The 19,555-nt window shown below is 53.4% G+C and carries 17 protein-coding genes; 1 reads left to right on the top strand and 16 read right to left on the bottom strand.

Annotation, left to right across the window (positions count from 1 at the left end):
- Positions 1-50: 50 nt before the first annotated feature.
- From ftsQ to mraZ, 13 genes are all read right to left on the bottom strand, one after another.
- Positions 51-893 (bottom strand): cell division protein FtsQ, encoded by an 843-nt coding sequence (gene ftsQ / locus Q3A88_RS03510; protein WP_039278323.1) that lies wholly within the window; start codon positions 891-893, stop codon positions 51-53.
- 1 nt (position 894) lies between these two features.
- Positions 895-1,815, bottom strand: coding sequence for a D-alanine--D-alanine ligase (locus Q3A88_RS03505; protein WP_039509897.1), 921 nt, complete (start codon positions 1,813-1,815; stop codon positions 895-897).
- An 8-nt stretch (positions 1,816-1,823) separates the two neighbouring features.
- Positions 1,824-3,284 carry a UDP-N-acetylmuramate--L-alanine ligase gene (gene murC, locus Q3A88_RS03500; RefSeq protein WP_010681517.1) on the bottom strand — a complete coding sequence of 487 codons (1,461 nt, stop codon included), beginning with the start codon at positions 3,282-3,284 and terminating at the stop codon, positions 1,824-1,826.
- Positions 3,285-3,346: 62 nt separating this feature from the next.
- Entirely contained in the window at positions 3,347-4,438 is a 1,092-nt protein-coding gene (gene murG, locus Q3A88_RS03495) for an undecaprenyldiphospho-muramoylpentapeptide beta-N-acetylglucosaminyltransferase (RefSeq protein ID WP_110162397.1), read from the bottom strand.
- Positions 4,435-5,637 carry a cell division protein FtsW gene (gene ftsW, locus Q3A88_RS03490; RefSeq protein ID WP_039283451.1) on the bottom strand — a complete coding sequence of 401 codons (1,203 nt, stop codon included), beginning with the start codon at positions 5,635-5,637 and terminating at the stop codon, positions 4,435-4,437. The genes murG and ftsW overlap by 4 nt, the downstream gene beginning before the upstream one ends.
- Positions 5,637-6,953 (bottom strand): UDP-N-acetylmuramoyl-L-alanine--D-glutamate ligase, encoded by a 1,317-nt coding sequence (gene murD, locus Q3A88_RS03485; protein ID WP_110162396.1) that lies wholly within the window; start codon positions 6,951-6,953, stop codon positions 5,637-5,639. Before murD ends, ftsW begins: the two co-directional genes overlap by 1 nt.
- A gap of 3 nt (positions 6,954-6,956) precedes the next feature.
- A complete protein-coding gene (gene mraY, locus Q3A88_RS03480) occupies positions 6,957-8,039 on the bottom strand; it encodes a phospho-N-acetylmuramoyl-pentapeptide-transferase (protein WP_010298023.1) in 1,083 nt (360 codons plus the stop codon).
- Positions 8,033-9,394: a UDP-N-acetylmuramoyl-tripeptide--D-alanyl-D-alanine ligase gene (murF, locus tag Q3A88_RS03475; RefSeq protein ID WP_110162395.1), complete on the bottom strand. Its 1,362-nt coding sequence runs from the start codon at positions 9,392-9,394 to the stop codon at positions 8,033-8,035. Before murF ends, mraY begins: the two co-directional genes overlap by 7 nt.
- Positions 9,391-10,878 carry a UDP-N-acetylmuramoyl-L-alanyl-D-glutamate--2,6-diaminopimelate ligase gene (murE, locus tag Q3A88_RS03470; RefSeq protein ID WP_110162394.1) on the bottom strand — a complete coding sequence of 496 codons (1,488 nt, stop codon included), beginning with the start codon at positions 10,876-10,878 and terminating at the stop codon, positions 9,391-9,393. The genes murF and murE overlap by 4 nt, the downstream gene beginning before the upstream one ends.
- Positions 10,865-12,628: a peptidoglycan glycosyltransferase FtsI gene (locus tag Q3A88_RS03465; protein WP_014916654.1), complete on the bottom strand. Its 1,764-nt coding sequence runs from the start codon at positions 12,626-12,628 to the stop codon at positions 10,865-10,867. Before Q3A88_RS03465 ends, murE begins: the two co-directional genes overlap by 14 nt.
- A 23-nt stretch (positions 12,629-12,651) precedes the next feature.
- Positions 12,652-12,972 (bottom strand): cell division protein FtsL, encoded by a 321-nt coding sequence (gene ftsL / locus Q3A88_RS03460; RefSeq protein WP_014916655.1) that lies wholly within the window; start codon positions 12,970-12,972, stop codon positions 12,652-12,654.
- A complete protein-coding gene (rsmH, locus tag Q3A88_RS03455) occupies positions 12,969-13,913 on the bottom strand; it encodes a 16S rRNA (cytosine(1402)-N(4))-methyltransferase RsmH (protein WP_010681524.1) in 945 nt (314 codons plus the stop codon). Before rsmH ends, ftsL begins: the two co-directional genes overlap by 4 nt.
- 2 nt (positions 13,914-13,915) lie before the next feature.
- Positions 13,916-14,374 carry a division/cell wall cluster transcriptional repressor MraZ gene (mraZ, locus tag Q3A88_RS03450; RefSeq protein WP_010298042.1) on the bottom strand — a complete coding sequence of 153 codons (459 nt, stop codon included), beginning with the start codon at positions 14,372-14,374 and terminating at the stop codon, positions 13,916-13,918.
- 887 nt (positions 14,375-15,261) lie between these two features.
- Between mraZ and Q3A88_RS03445 the strand changes: the two genes are divergently transcribed.
- A complete protein-coding gene (locus Q3A88_RS03445; protein ID WP_231051755.1) occupies positions 15,262-15,699 on the top strand; it encodes an L-alanine exporter AlaE in 438 nt (145 codons plus the stop codon).
- A 66-nt stretch (positions 15,700-15,765) separates the two neighbouring features.
- Here Q3A88_RS03445 and cra read toward each other — a convergent pair whose 3' ends face one another.
- The 3 genes from cra to ilvI form a co-directional block, all read right to left on the bottom strand.
- Entirely contained in the window at positions 15,766-16,770 is a 1,005-nt protein-coding gene (gene cra, locus Q3A88_RS03440) for a catabolite repressor/activator (RefSeq protein ID WP_039278293.1), read from the bottom strand.
- A 267-nt stretch (positions 16,771-17,037) separates the two neighbouring features.
- Positions 17,038-17,529: an acetolactate synthase small subunit gene (gene ilvN, locus Q3A88_RS03435; protein WP_010681718.1), complete on the bottom strand. Its 492-nt coding sequence runs from the start codon at positions 17,527-17,529 to the stop codon at positions 17,038-17,040.
- 2 nt (positions 17,530-17,531) lie between these two features.
- Complete coding sequence (gene ilvI, locus Q3A88_RS03430; RefSeq protein WP_014916658.1) at positions 17,532-19,250, bottom strand: acetolactate synthase 3 large subunit; 1,719 nt, start codon at positions 19,248-19,250, stop codon at positions 17,532-17,534.
- Between the last annotated feature and the right edge of the window lie 305 nt (positions 19,251-19,555).

The raw sequence follows: 19,555 nt of genomic DNA, 5'->3' as shown, positions 1-19,555 counted from the left end.
TGTTTAGCCTGTGCCTGTTTCTGGTTACTGTTCTGTTGCTGATCAATGTCTTAGTGCTGACCAACTCGTTGCCGATCACCGTGTTGTTGTTGATCACCCTGTTGCTGATCAAGCAAAGCTGGAGCCCAACCTATCGCGGCCCCGCTGTCATACCGCAAATCCACATGGCTGATACGTTTGTTTTCGCTCTGAGCCTGCCGCTGCAACAGCGGATACAGCTCGATAAAGCGTTGCAGACGTTTAGCCCTGTCGTCCCGTCCCAATTCGAGGCGAGTATCATCGTCTAATCCTAGTTGCCACGAATGCCGCGCACTCATCGCCACCATTTTTAACGTAAACTTCCCGGCGGCCAGCGTCTGATTCATTGTGCGATAGCCTTCCAGCACTTCTGCTTCACTACCTTCCGGGCCATACAGCAGCGGCATCTTGCGGTTGCCAATACGTTCGGCGGGTACACTGAACGAATTTCCTTCTGCATCAACCATTAGCTGATCATTCCAACGCGCTACCGGAACATATTCAACCAGATGAATCTTTAATTCGTCCGGCCACTGCTTGCGCACGCTAGCCTGTTTTATCCACGACAGACGCTCGATCTGCTGCTGGATCACGTTCACATCCTGTGTCATGAACGTTCCCGGCGACCCCAACGACAAAATGGCCTGACGGATATCGTCGTTGGTGGTGTACTGCCTTTCCCCTGTCACTGCCATGCGGGAGAGCGGTAAGCGGCTGGCATCTTTCATCCACCCCACAACCATCCAGCTTCCCCAGACGATCGTCCCTATCACCATCAGCAGGAAAATCATTCCTGCCAATTGGCCTCCATTACTGCGACGTGTTCCTTTGGTTTCAGGCTCTCGTCCGCGTGTATTCAGCGCTGCCTGCGACATATCAGCCAGCGAGCTCTAAAATTTTCACGACCAGTTGCGAGAAAGTCAGCCCACGTTGGCGCGCTGCCATAGGAACCAGACTGTGGCTCGTCATCCCCGGAGACGTATTCACTTCAAGCAGATAGAAGGCACCGTCGCTATCCAGCATAAAATCGACGCGTCCCCATCCGCTACAGCCCACCGCACGATAAGCCGCCATCGCCAGGCCCGCTAGCGCCTGCTCTTGCTCGTCCGGCAAACCACTCGGACAGAAATACTGCGTATCATCCGATAAATACTTCGCTTCATAATCGTAAAACGTACCCGCAGGCTGAATACGAATAGAAGGCAACACGTCATCACCCAGGATAGCCACCGTATACTCTGGGCCGCTCAGCCACTTCTCGATCAGAATATCGTCATCGTGACGGAATGCTTCTTCCAGTGCCGCAGGCAGTTCGCTCAGCGTATTCACTTTGCTCATCCCCACGCTGGAACCTTCACGGCTTGGCTTGACGATCAACGGCAACCCAAGATGGGTGAATTTCGCCAGCAGCGCGTTTGCCGCCGTTTCTGAATATTGGCGACGATCCAGCGCCACGTATGGCGACACCGGTAATCCCACGGCTTGCCACACCTGTTTGGTGCGGAGTTTATCCATCGTCAGTGCAGATGCCATGACGCCGCTACCGGTATAAGGCAGCCCCAAGAACTCCAGAACGCCCTGCAATGTACCATCTTCGCCACCACGACCATGTAAGGCGATGAAAATCTTGGTAAAGCCTTCTTCCTTTAACGTCGTCACAGAGACGTCACGGGTATCAACCGCATGCGCGTTGATGCCCGCTTCTTTCAGGCCAGCCAAAACCGCCTGACCGGAAAGTAACGACACTTCACGTTCGGCAGAGGTTCCACCAAGCAATACAGCAACTTTCTCAGTCATGATGTTCCTCATTCACTCATCTGTGGCTGTAATCTGGAATCAGCCAGTTTACGCGCCAGTTTACCGATGTTGCCGGCGCCCTGAACCAAAATCAGGTCTTCACCTCGCAGCGCCTGTGACAACAGTTCCGGTAAAGTATCCACATCCGTCACCAGAATCGGATCAATCTTACCTCTGCCGCGAATCGTACGGCACAGCGAACGGCTGTCCGCGCCCGGAATTGGCGACTCTCCAGCGGAATACACATCCAGCATCAGCAGCACGTCAACCTGCGATAGCACGTGTGCGAAATCGTCATACAAATCGCGGGTTCGCGTATAGCGATGCGGCTGAAAAATCATGACCAACCGCTTATCTGGCCACCCGGCGCGGGCGGCTTTAATCGTGGCATCGACTTCCGTCGGATGGTGGCCGTAATCATCCACCAACATCGCCGTACCGCTTTGACCATTCACCAGCTCAAGCGGATATTCACCGAGAAAATCAAAGCGACGACCGGTGCCCTGAAAACGCTCAAGCGCGCGCAGAATCGCCTCGTCATCAATGCCTTCATCGGTCGCCACAGCAACCGCCGCCGCCGCGTTGAGCGCATTGTGACGCCCCGGTGCATTCAGCGTGACAGTAAGCAGTGGTTTATCTTTCCGCTCCAGCGTGAAATGCCCTTGCGCGCCAGTCTGGTGATACCCTGAAATACGTACATCAGCATCGTCGCTAAAGCCATACGTGGTGATATGACGACCCACACGCGGCAACAGCTCACGGATTACCGCATCATCAATACACATCACTGCTTGCCCGTAAAACGGCAGGTTGTGCAGGAAATTGATGAACGTCTGCTTCAGGTTCTCAAAATCACCCTGATACGTGTCCATATGGTCAGCTTCGATATTGGTCACAATCGCTACCATCGGCTGCAAATGCAGGAAAGACGCATCGCTTTCATCCGCTTCCGCAATCAGGTAACGGCTTGAGCCCAAACGCGCATGCGTTCCCGCCGCCTTCACTAATCCACCGTTCACAAATGTCGGATCCAGTCCCGCTTCCGCGTAAATACTGGAGACCATCGCCGTCGTCGTCGTCTTACCGTGCGTACCTGCGATCGCAATACCGTGACGAAAACGCATCAGCTCCGCCAACATCTCGGCACGACGGATCACCGGAATACGTGCGTCATGCGCGGCGACAATCTCAGGGTTATCCGCAGTAATCGCACTCGACACCACCACCACGCTGGCGTTCAGAACGTTCTCTGCACGGTGGTGGAAGTAAATCTGCGCGCCAAGTTCAGTCAACTGCTGCGTCACCGCATTTGGAGCCAGATCGGAACCGCTAATTTCATAACCTTCGTTGGCCAACACTTCGGCGATACCACCCATGCCAGCACCGCCGATGCCGACAAAGTGTATGTGCCGGACGCGATGCATCTCGGGCACGATTGAACGTAGTTTCGCCAGTTGTTGAGTATTCACTTTATTCTATCGCTACCTTGTAGCGTCGTCGCACAGCCTTATGTCCGACAACGTTGTATTAATTAACCATGAGCCACATGTGTGGCCCGACTGCCTGCAGCTGCACTGACTTCCGCCGCAACCCGGTCGGTTGCATCTGGAATGGCCACTGCGCGGGCTTTTTGTGCCATTGTCAGCAAGGTTGCGCGATCCCAACCGGATAGCACCTCGCTAACAGCAGCCACGCTGAACTGTGGCTGCTCAATAATTTTTGCCGCGCCTGCCTTTTCCAACGGCAGCGCATTCCAGTACTGCTGCCGATCTTTATGCTGGAACGGGACAAACAGCGCCGGTAACCCAGCCGCTGCAATTTCACTGACGGTCAATGCGCCGGAACGGCACACCACCACATCAGCCCAAGCGTAAGCTGCCGCCATGTCATCAATAAATTCGGTAATCTTGTGCTGCGTCTGCCCAACATCCTGATAGGCCTGTTGAACGGTTGATAACGCCCCTTTACCAACCTGATGCCAAATCGTCACGCGATCGCCCAGCTGTGCTGCCACACTGGGTAACGTTTGATTCAGCACTCTTGCGCCCTGACTACCACCAACAACCAGCACCCTCACAGGGCCTGAGCGATCGGCTAATCGTGTTTCCGGCGCAGGCAATGCTAGTACATCGGTTCTGACCGGGTTCCCCACAACATCTGCTTTAGGAAACGCGCCCGGGAATGCCTGCAATACCTTTTTGGCGATATGGGATAACCAGCGATTGGTCAACCCTGCAATACCGTTCTGCTCATGTAGGACGACCGGAATGCCGCACAGCCAGGCAGCCAAGCCACCGGGACCGGAAACATAACCGCCCATCCCCAGCACCACGTCAGGCTGGTAACGGCGCATAATCGCGCGAGCCTGACGCACTGCCTGAAAAATACGAATCGGCGCGCTTAACTGCGCCCGAATGCCTTTACCACGCAAGCCAGAAATGCGGATAAAATCAATTTCGATACCATGCTTAGGCACCAAATCGGCTTCCATACGATCCGCCGTACCTAACCAGCGAACCTGCCAGCCCTGCGCCATCAGGTGGTGCGCAACCGCCAGCCCGGGGAAGACATGCCCGCCCGTACCGCCAGCCATCACCATCAAACGCTTGCCTTCGCCACTCATCGGGCACCTCTCGTAAACGCCTGCGCTTTCGTCAGACGCGTTTCAAAATCAATGCGTAACAGCAACACTATTGCCGTCGACATAATCAGCAAACTGGAACCGCCGTAACTGATCAGCGGCAACGTCAGCCCTTTGGTCGGTAGCATCCCCGCCGCCGCGCCTACGTTTACCAGCGTCTGAAAACTGAACCAGATACCGATAGAACACGCCAGAAAGCCCGAAAAACGCTGATCGATCTCCAGCGCCCGCTTCCCGATAGACATCGCGCGAAAAGCGACGAAGAATATCATTAACAACGCTAAAACCACACCGATATAGCCGAGTTCTTCACCTAAAATAGAGAAAATGAAATCGGTATGTGCTTCCGGCAAATATTCCAGTTTCTGTACTGAATTCCCCAGCCCTTGCCCCCAGAATTCACCGCGCCCAAATGCCATCAGGGACTGCGTTAACTGGTAGCCGCTGCCAAACGGATCGTCCCATGGATTCCAGAAAGACGTCACACGGCGCATACGGTAAGGCTCAGCAATAATCAGCAGGCCAACGGCAAACACGCCACAGCCGATGATCGCCAGAAACTGCCACATCTTAGCGCCAGCCAGAAACAGCATCGCCAGCGTCGTAATAAACAGTACCACCACGGTGCCGAGGTCAGGCTGTGCAAGCAGCAGCACCGCCAACACCACCATCACGCCCATTGGTTTGCAAAAGCCCCAGAAGTTATTTCTCACTTCTTCAACTTTGCGCACCATGTAGCTGGACAGGTAGCAAAACAGCGCCAGCTTGGATAATTCCGCAGGCTGAATACGCAATGGCCCCAGCGAAATCCAGCGTGACGCACCGTTGACCGAGCTTCCCACCGCGAGCACCACCAGCAACATAACCATGGCGAGCAGTAGCAGTACCGGGCTGTAACGTTGCCATATCTCCATCGGCACACGCAGCGTGATTAACGACAAGCCAAATGCCAACCCGATATAAATCGCATCACGTTTCGCGAACAGGAACGGGTCGCTGGCAAGACGCTGTCCAACAGGCATAGAGGCCGACGTCACCATCACAAAACCAATCACGGCCAGCCCAAGCGTCAACCACACCAGCGTCCTGTCGTACAGGACAACGCTGAGCGTATCGCTTTCGCGCGTTCCCATAACCCAGCTCTTGATGCGCTCGATAAACGCCAGCCCGAAGAACCGCATCAGCCTAACTCCTCCGCCAGACGAGCGAATTCATCGCCTCGCTGTTCAAAACTGCGGAACTGATCCAGGCTTGCGCAGGCTGGCGACAGCAGCACCATATCGCCCGGCTTAACGCGTTCAGCGATGATACGCATTGCTTGTTCCATCGTTTCTGTCTGCTCGGCAATTTCTGGGCGCAGCGCAGCCAGTTGTTGCCCATCCTGACCGAAGCAGTACAAATGAATGTGCTCGCCCTGCAAATACGGCACCAGCGGCGAGAAATCGGCAGATTTACCGTCACCGCCTAACAGCAGGTGCAACGTGCCTTCTACCGCCAAACCGCTCAATGCGGCCTCGGTGCTGCCCACATTGGTGGCTTTAGAATCATTGATCCACCGCACGCCATTACGCTCGAAAACCATTTGAAAGCGATGAGGCAATCCGGTAAATGACGTCAACGCCGTCAACGCCGACGCACGTGGAATCTTCACTGCATCAGCCAACGCCAGCGCTGCCAATGCATTCGTATAATTGTGCTGCCCAACCAGCTTGATTTCACGGGTATTGAGCACACGTTCACCGTCAACCCGCAGCCAAGTTTCTCCCTGCTGACGGTTAAGGTGATAATCGCCGACATCGACGCCAAAACTGCGACAGCGTGCATCCGCACCGCGAACCGGCATGGTCAGCGCATCATCAGCATTCACAACACACAAATCCGCGTGTTCATAAATACGCAATTTCGCTGCCCGGTACTGCTGTAGACCAAACGGGTAACGGTTAGTGTGATCTTCCGTCACGTTCAAAATGGTTGCCGCAGCAGCGTGCAGGCTACTCGTCGTTTCCAACTGGAAACTCGACAGCTCCAGCACATACAGCTGAGCGGGCTGTTCAAGCAGTTGCAGTGCAGGTAGACCGATGTTGCCCCCCACACCCACCTGCCAGCCTGCGGCACGCGCCATTTCGCCGACCAGCGTCGTCACCGTACTTTTACCGTTAGAGCCGGTAATCGCCACAATTGGTGCCTGCGCTTCACGGCAGAACAGTTCGATATCGCCAACAATCTCAATGCCAGCGTCGGCGGCGTCACATAGAATCGGCGTCGCCAACGCAACACCAGGACTGGCGACGATCAAATCTGCGCTCATCAGCCAGTCTTCATTCAGGCTACCGAGGTGTCGTTCTACCTGCTCCGGCAGCTTATCCAGACCCGGCGGACTGATACGGGTATCCACCACGCGCGGTACGACATCGCGCGCGAGAAAGAAATCAACACAGGAGAGCCCGGTCAGACCCAACCCGATAATGACGACTTTTTTACCCTGATAGTCCACCATGTCTTACCGTACCTTCAGCGTTGCCAGGCCAATCAGCACCAGCATCAACGAAATAATCCAGAAGCGCACAATCACGCGCGGTTCCGGCCAGCCCTTAAGTTCATAATGGTGATGAATCGGCGCCATGCGGAAAATCCGCTGCCCGCGCAACTTAAAGGACCCGACTTGCAAAATCACCGACAGCGTTTCGACCACGAAGACACCGCCCATAATCACTAACAAAAACTCCTGACGCAGCAGGACCGCAATAGTCCCCAGCGCGCCGCCCAGCGCCAGAGAACCTACGTCCCCCATGAAGACCTGCGCCGGATAGGTGTTAAACCACAGGAACCCAAGCCCTGCGCCCACAATCGCGGTACAGACGATCACCAGTTCACTGGCATGACGGATATACGGAATGTGCAGGTAACCGGCAAAGTTCATGTTCCCTGTTGCCCATGCCACCAGTGCAAAACCCGCCGCAACAAACACAGTCGGCATGATTGCCAAACCATCCAGACCATCAGTCAGGTTTACGGCATTACTGGTGCCGACAATCACAAAGTAGGCCAGCGCAACATAGAGCAGGCCCAGTTGCGGCATTACGTCTTTGAAAAACGGCACAACCAGCTGCGTGGCTGGCGTATCTTTACCGATGGAATACATGGTGAAAGCCACCACGAGCGCAATCACCGACTGCCAGAAATATTTCCAGCGGGCAATCAGTCCTTTGGTATCCTTACGGACCACTTTGCGATAATCATCAACAAAACCGACCGCGCCGTAGCCCGCTAACACCAGCAGTACGCACCAGACATACGGGTTAGACAGATTCGCCCACATCAAAACGGAAACGATAATCGCCACCAGGATCATCACGCCCCCCATTGTCGGGGTTCCGCGCTTACTGAAATGTGATTCCGGCCCTTCGTTACGCACCACCTGCCCAATCTGCAAACGCTGCAGCCAGGCAATCATGTGCGGCCCCATCCATAAGGAAATAACCAATGCGGTCAGCAGGCTGACAATGGCGCGGAACGTCAAATAAGAAAAGACGTTAAAGCCGGTATAAAGTTTGGCCAAATGTTCGGCCAGCCATACTAACATTGCGCATTCTCCTGTAATGCATGTACAACCTGCTCCATCGCAGCACTGCGTGAGCCTTTGACCAATACGCTGATGACGTTATGTTCTGACATCAGCACCTTCAAACGTGAAACCAGCGCGGCTTTATCCTGAAAATGCTCACCCTTGCCACTGGCAGTGCCGATCAATTCACTCAACGTTCCCACACTCAATACGCGATCGATTCCCGCAGCACGCGCCGCTTCGCCCACTTGACGATGGCACTCAGGGGCTTCACCCCCCAACTCGCCCATATCACCAACGACCATCACACGGTAGCCCGGCATCTCTGCCAGCACCTGTGCCGCCGCCGTCATTGAACCGACATTGGCGTTGTAGCTGTCATCCAACAGCAGCCTGCCTTCAGACAAAGCTATCGGGAACAGTCGCCCCGGCACCGCCTGAAGCTGAGATAATCCGGCTTTAACGGCTTCCAGCGTCGCTCCGACGGACATCGCCAGCGAAGCCGCCGCCAGTGCATTAGAAATGTTATGTCGACCCGGTAAAGGCAGCAGAACCTGCGTTTCACCAAACGGTGTATGCAGCATGAAACGCGTGCCTTGCGCCAAAACCTCTACGTCGCTGGCAAAAAAATCGATATCGCAAGCAGCCTGCGGTGAGAAACGCCAGACGGTTTTATGATTCAGCATGACCTGCCAGTGCGGGAAATCGTTGCTGTCTGCATTCACGATCGCTACGCCGTCTGCTGGCAAACCAGAAAATATCTCACCTTTAGCCTGCGCCACACCGGCCAGTGAGCCAAAGCCTTCCAGATGCGCGGCAGCCAGATTGTTGACCAGCGCGCTTTCCGGCCGCACCAGATCGGTGGTATAGGCAATCTCACCAATGTGATTTGCCCCCAGCTCAATCACTGCGAACTGGTGTTCCGCCGTCAGACGCAACAGCGTCAGCGGCACACCGATATCGTTGTTGAAGTTACCAGCGGTATACAACACGGAGCCACACTGGCGCAGAATCGCCGCCGTCATCTCTTTAACCGAGGTTTTACCGGAAGAGCCTGTCAGGGCGACAACACGCGCCGTTGACTGCTGACGAACCCAGGCACCCAATTGGCCCAGCGCCAGACGCGTATCGCTCACCAGCAGTTGCGGCACATTGATAGGTAAGTGCTTACTGACTAACAGAGCCGCCGCACCGCCTTTCACTGCATCCGCAGCGTAATCATGCGCATCGAATTTCTCGCCTTTCAGCGCGATAAATAAACCGCCAGACGTCAGCTTACGCGTATCGGTTGAAACATCTTCAATATCAATATTTTCGCCAATCAGCTGCGCATTCAGCACCGTGGCAAGCTGCTGCAAGGAGACGCGAATCATGCAATCACCCCCAGCAGGCGGGCAACGGTGATGCGATCGGAATAATCGAGACGCTGATTGCCCACCAGTTGGTAGTCTTCGTGCCCTTTACCCGCAACCAGCACTACGTCATTTTCCTGCGCCTGCATAATCGCGCTAGTGACCGCTTCAGCACGTCCGTGAATCACCTGAACGCGCCCGGCATCCAGCAGCCCAGAGAGAATATCGGCCACGATCGCCTGAGGCTCTTCACTACGCGGGTTATCATCGGTAACCACAACGCGGTCGGCCAGTTGTTCTGCGATACCGCCCATAAGTGGGCGCTTACCTTTATCACGATCGCCACCACAGCCAAACACACACCAGAGTTTCCCCTGACAGTGCAAGCGTGCCGCTTCAAGCGCTTTTTCCAGCGCATCTGGCGTGTGGGCGTAATCCACAACGACCGTTGGTTTTGCTTCAGCATGGAAAACTTCCATGCGGCCACATACCGGTTGCAGCTGAGAACCCGCGATAACCAATTTATCGAGCGGATAGCCCAGAGACAGCAGCGTTGCCAGCGCCAGCAGCATATTGCTGACGTTAAACGCGCCCATCAGGCGGCTTTCAATTGCACCATGCCCCCAGCTTGAATCAAACGCAATCGTGGCACCGTTATCGTGATAATCAATCTGTGTCGCTTTCAGCCAGCGCCCACGGCAGCCGGGGACAAGATTGTTTTCCATAGTGACGGCAACCGCATCCGGCAGCTTCGCCAACCAGCGCAGTCCGACGTCGTCATCTGCGTTGATAATCATCTGCCCAACACGATGATCGGAGAACAGCGCCCATTTGGCCGCTTCGTAGCTTTCCATATCGCCATGGTAATCAAGATGATCGCGGCTCAGGTTAGTGAACACCGCCGCCGCGAACGGCAACGCAGCCACACGATGCTGCACCAGACCGTGGGAGGACACTTCCATGGCGGCGAACGTCGCACCTTGATCGACCAGTTGGCTCAGCACCTGCTGAACATCGACAGCAGACCCTGTCGTATTCTCCGTCGGAATCGCCCGACCTAATAGACCATTGCCTACGGTGCCCATCACGGCACTCGTTTCGCCTAATGCCTGACTCCACTGCGCCAGAAGCTGAGTTGTCGTCGTTTTTCCGTTGGTTCCCGTTACGCCAATCAGCTGTAGCTTTTCCGCAGGCTGCTGATAAAAACGGCCTGCCAGTGCGGACAGCCGCTGATTCAGGTTGCTGAGATACACCACTGGTACACCGTGCATTTCGCGAACGGTGCCATCAGCGGCCTCACCTTCAGCTTCGGCAACAATCGCTGCTACGCCTTGCGCAATTGCCTGCGGAATATAGCGCCGTCCATCTGCTTTGTGCCCGACAATCGCGACAAACAGATCCCCGGCAGCCGCAACGCGGCTGTCTAATGTCATTTCCCGCAGCGCGCGCGCCGGAGTGTCTTGCACCCACGGCGCAAGTAAATCGCGCAAATTACGATCTGCCACCTGATCCCTCTTCTCTATTAATTACAAACTCGTTTTTGTCGCCTGTCGGCAACGCATCCGGTTCGATATTCATCGTACGCAGAACGCCGCCCATGATGGCGCCAAAGATTGGCGCAGAAACCGCGCCGCCGTAGTACTTCCCTGCCTGCGGATCGTTAATCACGACAACCAGAGCAAAGCGTGGGTTACTGGCTGGTGCCACACCCGCCGTGTAGGCAATATATTTGTTGATGTACTTGCCATCTGGGCCAACTTTCTTGGCCGTACCGGTTTTAATCGCGATACGGTAGCCTTTGATGGCCGCCTTGGTACCGCCGCCGCCGGGTAGCGCAACGCTTTCCATCATGTGCACCACGGAACGCACCAGCGCTTCAGGGAAGACGCGTTCGCCAGGAACCGGTGGATCGACTTTGGTAATCGATAGCGGACGGTAAATACCGAAACTGCCGATCGTGGCGTAGACTCGCGCTAACTGTAACGGTGTTACCATCAGCCCGTAGCCGAAAGAAAAGGTGGCCCTCTCTATGTCAGACCACCGTTGTTTTTGAGGGTATAAGCCACTGCTTTCTCCGACCAACCCCAAATTGGTCGCTTTTCCTAATCCAAAGCGCGAGTAAGTATCTACCAGCGCAGAGGAAGGCATCGCTAACGCCAGTCTGGAAACACCGACGTTACTCGATTTCTGTAGCACGCCCGTCAGCGTCAATTCGCTGTAGCGCGCCACGTCTTTGATTTCATGACCGTTGACGTAGTAAGGCAGCGTATTGAGCACGCTATTTTCTTTGACGACACCACGCTGCAACGCCGTCATTACCACCATCGGTTTAACCGTAGAACCCGGTTCGAAGATATCGGTGATGGCGCGGTTACGCATAATCTCTTTCGGCGTATCCGCAAGATTGTTCGGGTTATAAGACGGGCTATTCGCCATCGCCAGCACTTCACCGGTATTCACATCAACCAGCACAGCCGTTCCTGACTCAGCTTTGTTAAAGGCAACCGCGTTGTTGAGTTCGCGGTAAACCAGCGCCTGCAGACGCTCATCAATGCTCAGCGCCAGATTGTGTGCAGCCTGGCTATCAACAGAAGAGATATCTTCAATCACGCGACCAAAGCGGTCTTTACGCACGGTTCGTTCACCGGGTTGCCCGGTCAGCCAGCGATCAAAGCTTTTCTCAACGCCTTCAATACCCTGGCCATCGATATTGGTGAAGCCGATGAGGTGAGAGGTCACTTGTCCAGAAGGGTAATACCGACGAGATTCCTGCCGCAGATTAATGCCCGGCAGTTTCAGTTTATGAACATATTCGCCAATGGCAGGATTCACCTGGCGAGCCAGATAAACGAAGCGCCCTTTCGGGTTAGCGTTGATCTTGGTTGCCAACTGATCCAACGGAATATCGAGCGCATCAGACAGTGCTTTCCAGCGCGTATCCAACGTAATACCGCCACGATCGTTCACTTCTTTCGGATCGGCCCAGACGGCATTCACCGGCACGCTGACGGCCAAAGGACGGCCAGCACGATCGCTTATCATGCCGCGTGCCGTCGGCACTTCCTGTACGCGCAGAGAACGCATATCCCCTTCGCGCACCAGTTTGTCTGGGTTGATAACCTGAAGATAAGCCGCACGCGCCATCAAGCCAACCATCGCAAGCAGGATACAGCCGCAAAGCAACGCAAAACGCCAGCTAACAAAGCTGGCTTGATCTTCCTGGCGCTTTAACTTTCCTGTACGGGCTGCTTTCATGCTTAGCTGGTTGCCTATTTAGTTCATTGCTTAACCACAATGTTTTCCTGTGACGGATCAACGTGCCCCATTTGCAGTTTTTCCGTCGCGATCCGCTCCACGCGGCTATGATCCCCTAGTGAGTTTTCCTCCAGGATCAAGTTTCTCCATTCGATATCCAACGCATCACGCTCCAGCAGCAGCTGTTCGCGTTCTGCTGTCAGCAGTCGCGTCTTATGCGCCGTGGTGACCACAAAGACCGCAGAAACCAGCACGGCAATCATCAGCAACACCGGGAGCTTTGCATTACGCAGCAAATCCTCACCGATGACGCCGACCAGAGTATGCCGCTCGTTACCGATCACGCTGGCAGTCTCTCAGCGAAGCGCAGAACAGAACTGCGCGCGCGTGGGTTTTCCGCAACTTCTGCTTCCGAAGGCATCAGTTTCTTGCCGACAGCTTTTAGCGTCTGTCCGCCCTGGCTGCGCAACTGTTCTTCCGTTAACGGCAGGCCAGCTGGCACCTGTGGCCCGCGGCTCTGATGGCGAATAAACCGTTTCACAATCCGATCTTCTAACGAGTGGAAGCTAATCACCGACAGACGTCCCTGCGGAGCCAGTACGCTCAGTGCGCCTTCTAGCGCACGTTCGATCTCTTCCAATTCGCTATTGATGTAAATGCGGATCGCCTGAAAACTGCGCGTTGCCGGATGCTTATGCTTTTCTCTAATCGGACTGGCGGCAGCGATCAATTCAGCGAGTTCTTTTGTCCGCGTCATCGGGTCGAGACGATTACGCTCCACAATGGCGCGGGCAATACGTTTGGCAAAACGCTCTTCGCCGAATGTTTTCAAGACCCAGACAATGTCGTCAGCTTCCGCTTTCATCAGCCATTCCGCGGCGGACAAGCCACGTGTCGGATCCATGCGCATATCCAGCGGGCCATCGCGCATAAATGAGAACCCACGCTCAGGGTCATCAAGCTGAGGAGAAGAAACGCCAAGATCGAGCAGAACGCCATCGATCTGCCCGGTCAGCCCGAGTTCCGCAACATATTCCGCCATCGCGGAAAACGGCCCGTGAATAATAGAGAAACGAGGATCGTCAATCGCCTTGGCGGCTTCAATTGCCTGAGGATCGCGATCGATAGCTAACAGACGTCCTTCCGGCCCCAGTTGGGAAAGAATCAGACGAGAATGACCACCACGGCCAAATGTGCCGTCGATGTATATGCCGCCGCTGCGAATATTCAGGCCATTTACTGCCTCATCCAACAGGACGGTGGTATGTTTATAATTTTCCAGCATGGCTATAGCGATAGGTCCTGCAATCGCTCAGACAAAGGTTCCTGAGTCGATTGTTCAGCGTCAATATCATCCCTGACCTGTTGATACCAAGTCTGTTCATCCCACAGTTCAAACTTGTTGAACTGCCCGACTAGCATCACTTCTTTTTTGAGGTCCGCATGCTGCCTTAACGTATTCGCAATCAACAAACGCCCTGCACTATCCATTTGGCACTCGCTGGCATGCCCCAATAACAAACGCTGAACACGACGTTCAGCAGGGTTCATGCTCGACAAGCGCGACAATTTTTGTTCAATAATTTCCCATTCAGGTAAGGGATAAAGCAGCAGGCATGGCTGATGCAGGTCAATGGTGCAAACCATTTGACCTTGCGATTCCCCGTTCAGCATTTCCCGATATCGGGTAGGCACAGCAAGGCGCCCTTTACTGTCGAGGTTAACCAGCGTAGCCCCACGAAACATACCTGAGTTACCCCTCCATAACCTTTTTCACCACTTTACCCCACAAAATCCCACCTTTAAGAGTGTACGGAGGGTATGAAAACCTTGTCAAGCCAGAGCTGGCGCGCTTTGGGATTATTCCTGAATGAATTGGGGCCGTCATAGAGGTAAAAGGAATAAGGAGTCAGAATTAACAAAGATTAACATCATGATAATTTGAGGAAAATTCATAGCGGAACGGGAACATTGCAAACATATAGCCACCAAGTCCGGCATATCGATTATTTTTATTGTCACAAGCTGATACCAAAGGCAGCGGTTTTCAGAATAGTCTTACCAGGCCGAACACCTTGAATACCAAGGCCTACACAAGCCCGCAGCATCATACCGTAGCGGTTAACATCTGCTCAATGTCACATTTTTAACATCAACATCGCCGATTCTTCATTAATCAGCCGATTTACGTTAATTGATGCCCCACCGACGAACGCGGTTTCCTGAAAAGAAAAGCAGGCTCAGGAAATGTATCGAATACATTAAGCGTCCCTCATCCTCAAAACGCATTAAAAATGGAGCACCACAAGCCACCCTGTTTTATCGGTCATCTACTCACTTCCTTTAATGCTTTAACGCAATTCCTTCCCACACAGAAAGGTCTTTCACCAAAAAACCATAACAATTTGTTTTTAAACAATTTTAAATCCCTTGTCGCGATAAAAAAACGGGAAAATTGCCGGGCAGATATAAAGTAGCGGGAAAGTATAAAAAACACTCACAAATAAATATTTTTACCTAGTACAAAGCCAATCATGCAGTGATGTAAACTACACAAACAAAATAAGGCATGACAAAAAACCACATTAAACCATTACACCAGTTTATCCGCCCTAAGAATGGAGCAACCAGGCATGTTTTCCCCGACGTCACGATTGCGAAGTGCCACTGCAGATACCTTTGCGCTCGTTGTCTATTGTTTCATCACCGGCATGGCGATAGAAATCATGCTTTCCGGTATGAGCGTCGAGCAATCGCTGTCTTCACGCTTGTTATCTATCCCCGTCAATATTGCCATTGCCTGGCCGTATGGGCTTTACCGCGATCGCGTGTTGAATATGGCCAGACGTCACGGCGGTGAGCATTTTCTGGTACGCAGCGTCGCCGATCTGTTTGCCTATGTCAGTTTCCAATCCCCGGTTTACGCCATCATTCTCTGGTCTATCGGGGCGAACCCCGCGCAAATCCTGACCGCAGTTACCAGTAATTTGGTGGTGTCGATGGTGACGGGCGTGATATATGGCTACTTTCTGGAATATTGCCGTCGGCTATTCCGGGTCGCCTTGCCGTAAAAGTGAATTGAGGCTGGGTAAGGAAGAAGCGCCATAGCAATTTATGGCGCAAAAAGCAGGTCGAAATTACGCGCGGCTCAAAGAGCCACGACGATACAGATTACGCCGGATACGATTCAAACCAGGTTTCGGCCTTTTCGGCTCATCCAGACTGGCCAACACCAACTCCAGTACGCGTTCCGCGACTTCACGATGGCGCTGAGCGACAGACAATACCGGACACTCCAGATAATCCAACAGTTCATTGTCCCCAAAGGTCGCGATAGCCAGATTATTCGGCAAACGCCCGTTAATCTTCAGGTTGACGTCCATCACTCCCTGCAATAGCGGGAATGAAGTGGTGAATAACGCTTCGGGCATAGGATTATTTTTCAAATAATCCATAAACGCGGCAGCGGCAGCCACGCGTTCATAGCTATTAGAATAAAGGTAATTCACTTCGCGCGGATCGCCCGCCCACGCCTGACGGAACCCCTGCTCACGCAGGAAGCTGACGGAAAGCTCAGGCAAAGCGCCAAGATAAAGTACCGATTTCGCAGGCACTTTTCTTAATTCCTGCGCCAGCATTTCAGCATCTTCAAGATCGGCCCCCACCACGCTGGTGAAGTGCTCACGATCTAACGCCCTGTCTAACGCAATAATCGGCAGACTGCCGTTTATCCAACGTTGATAAAACGGGTGCTCCGGCGGTAATGCGGTAGAAACAATAATCGCGTCAACCTGGCGCTGCAACAGATGCTCAATACAGCGCATCTCATTGTCTGGCTGATCTTCTGAACACGCAATTAATAGCTGATATCCGCGCTGTCTGGCCTGACGCTCCAGATAATTAGCGATGCGTGTATAGCTGGTATTTTCCAAATCGGGAATAACCAAACCAATTGAACGCGTACGCCCGGCACGTAATCCAGCCGCGACGGCGTTGGGATGATAATTGTGCTCCCTGACGACAGCCATGACTTTCTCAACGGTCTTATCGCTCACGCGATATTGTTTTGCTTTCCCGTTAATGACATAGCTGGCTGTCGTGCGTGAAACACCCGCAAGACGCGCGATTTCATCCAGTTTCACGGTAACCCCTTAGTAGGCCGGAAAATAAGTAGGCCGGCTCAATAAATAGTATGATGACCATAAAATCATCATGGATATGGCGTAGATCTAACAGCAGAAGCTTTTGTACGGCAACTGCTTTTATCACGTTACCGACATATTTCAAGCTGCCATATCAATAATGGATGTCTTTTAAGCTGAATATATTGTGTCTATATAAGATAAGGGAAATAAAAAGGCCCGATACTATTATCGGGCCTCTTAAAAGAAAAAGCAGCGAAAAGTCGATTAACGCATGATTTTATCGCCGCGCGATACGCCGACGATACCAGAGCGCGCCACTTCAACAATTTCGGAGACTTCACGTACGGCACTCAGGAACGCATCCAGCTTATCGCTGGTGCCAGCAAGCTGTACAGTATAAAGCGAAGCGGTGACATCCACGATCTGGCCGCGGAAAATATCGGCGCAGCGTTTCACTTCTTCACGACCATAGCCTGTAGCCTGTAGCTTCACCAGCATGATCTCACGCTCAACGTGCGCGCCCTGCCCCAGCTCGCTGACGCGCAGGACATCCACCAGCTTGTGCAGTTGCTTTTCGATCTGCTCCAGCACTTTCTCATCGCCTACCGTCTGGATAGTCATACGAGATAGCGTTGGGTCTTCGGTTGGTGCCACCGTCAGACTTTCGATGTTGTAGCCGCGCTGGGAAAACAGGCCGACGACACGTGACAAGGCGCCTGATTCATTCTCAAGTAATACTGACAAAATCCGCCGCATGATCAGGTCCTCTCCGTTTTGCTCAACCACATTTCATCCATCGCCCCGCCGCGAATCTGCATGGGGTAAACATGCTCGCTGCTGTCGATGTTGATATCAACAAACACCAGACGGTCTTTCTGCGCCAGCGCTTGCAACAGCTTGCTTTCCAGTTCGTCCGGCGTATCGATAGAAATCCCGACGTGACCGTACGCTTCAGCCAGCTTGACGAAATCCGGTAATGATTCCATGTAAGAACTGGAATGGCGGCCAGAGTAGATCATGTCCTGCCACTGCTTCACCATGCCGAGGAAACGGTTGTTCAGGTTAATGACCACCACAGGCAGATCATATTGCAGCGCCGTAGAAAGCTCCTGAATATTCATCTGAATACTGCCGTCGCCCGTTACGCAAATCACCGTTTCTTCCGGCAGCGCAAGTTTGATGCCCAATGCCGCAGGCAGGCCAAAGCCCATCGTGCCCAGTCCACCGGAGTTCACCCAGCGGCGTGGTAAATCGAAAGGATAATACAGCGCAGCGAACATCTGGTGCTGGCCGACGTCCGATGCCACATAGGCTTTGCCTTCGGTCAGCCGATGCAGCGTTTCAATCACCGCCTGTGGTTTAATCTTGTCGCCTTCGGTACTGTATTTCAGACAGTGACGCCCACGCCACTGTTCGATACCCTGCCACCAGTCGCGCAGCGCATCAAACTGCTGTGGTGCGCCATCCTGTGCCAGCAACTCCAACATCAAGGTTAATACTTGTTTAGCATCGCCCACGATAGGGATATCGGCGTTTACCGTTTTGGAAATCGACGCGGGATCGACATCAATGTGCAGAACCGTCGCATTCGGGCAGTACTTCGCCAGATTGTTCGTTGTTCGGTCGTCGAAACGCACCCCTACGGCGAAAATCACATCGGCGTTATGCATAGCCGTATTGGCTTCATATGTCCCGTGCATCCCCAGCATACCGAGGCACTGACGGTGCGTGCCAGGAAAGCCGCCCAGCCCCATCAGGGAGGTTGTCACTGGCAGGTTAAGTTTTTCCGCCAGCGTCAGCAGTTCTTCATGACACTCCGCATTAATGACGCCACCGCCGCTGTAGATAATCGGTTTTTTTGCCGCCAGCAGGGTTTGCAACGCGCGACGAATCTGACCTTTGTGCCCTTGAACTGTCGGATTATAGGAACGCATGCTGACGCTTTCAGGATAAACGTACGGTAGTTTATTCGCTGGATTCATGACGTCTTTCGGCAGATCGACCACCACTGGCCCGGGACGCCCAGTCGATGCCAGATAAAACGCTTTTTTCAGAATCGTCGGGACATCTTCCGCTTTCTTGACCAGAAAACTGTGCTTCACAATAGGGCGGGAAATGCCCACCGTGTCGCATTCCTGAAAGGAGTCATAGCCAATCAGCGAAGTCGCAACCTGACCGGACAACACCACCATAGGAATGGAGTCCATATAGGCAGTAGCGATACCGGTAATCGCGTTGGTCGCACCAGGACCAGACGTGACCAGCACGACGCCGACCTCACCCGTCGCGCGCGCATAGCCATCCGCCATATGTACCGCACCTTGCTCATGCCGCACCAAAATATGCTCGATACCACCAACCGTATGCAGGGCGTCGTAAATATCCAACACCGCACCGCCCGGATAACCGAACACATGTTTTACGCCCTGATCGATCAACGATCGGACCACCATTTCGGCGCCTGACAACATCTCCATGGGTCTGCCTCTTTTGTTCAGAAAGCGGAATCCGCTTCTGTATTGATCGGGAGAAATCCCCGAACTCACGTTGTGTTAATACTGTTAACTTTTAGTACAAGAATACGAAATATTATAGGGATTACTGATAACCCATTAACATAACGCCAGATTATGACGCAGACAAACGGCAAAAAACCACCGCCCTTAATCGTGCCTAGGGGAAATCGAACGTGAGGGAAAAAGGAACTGAGATAAAATACTAACTGAAAACCTTCAGACCTGAGAGATCGTCCATGAAGGACATAAATTACAGAGTGAAATAT

The sequence above is a fragment of the Pectobacterium sp. HCp5_1 genome (assembly GCF_032905925.1).
In the GTDB taxonomy this organism is placed as follows: Bacteria; Pseudomonadota; Gammaproteobacteria; order Enterobacterales; family Enterobacteriaceae; genus Pectobacterium; species Pectobacterium brasiliense_A.
Note: the sequence above shows the minus strand (reverse complement) of the source record. Positions and strands in the feature narration are given on the sequence as shown.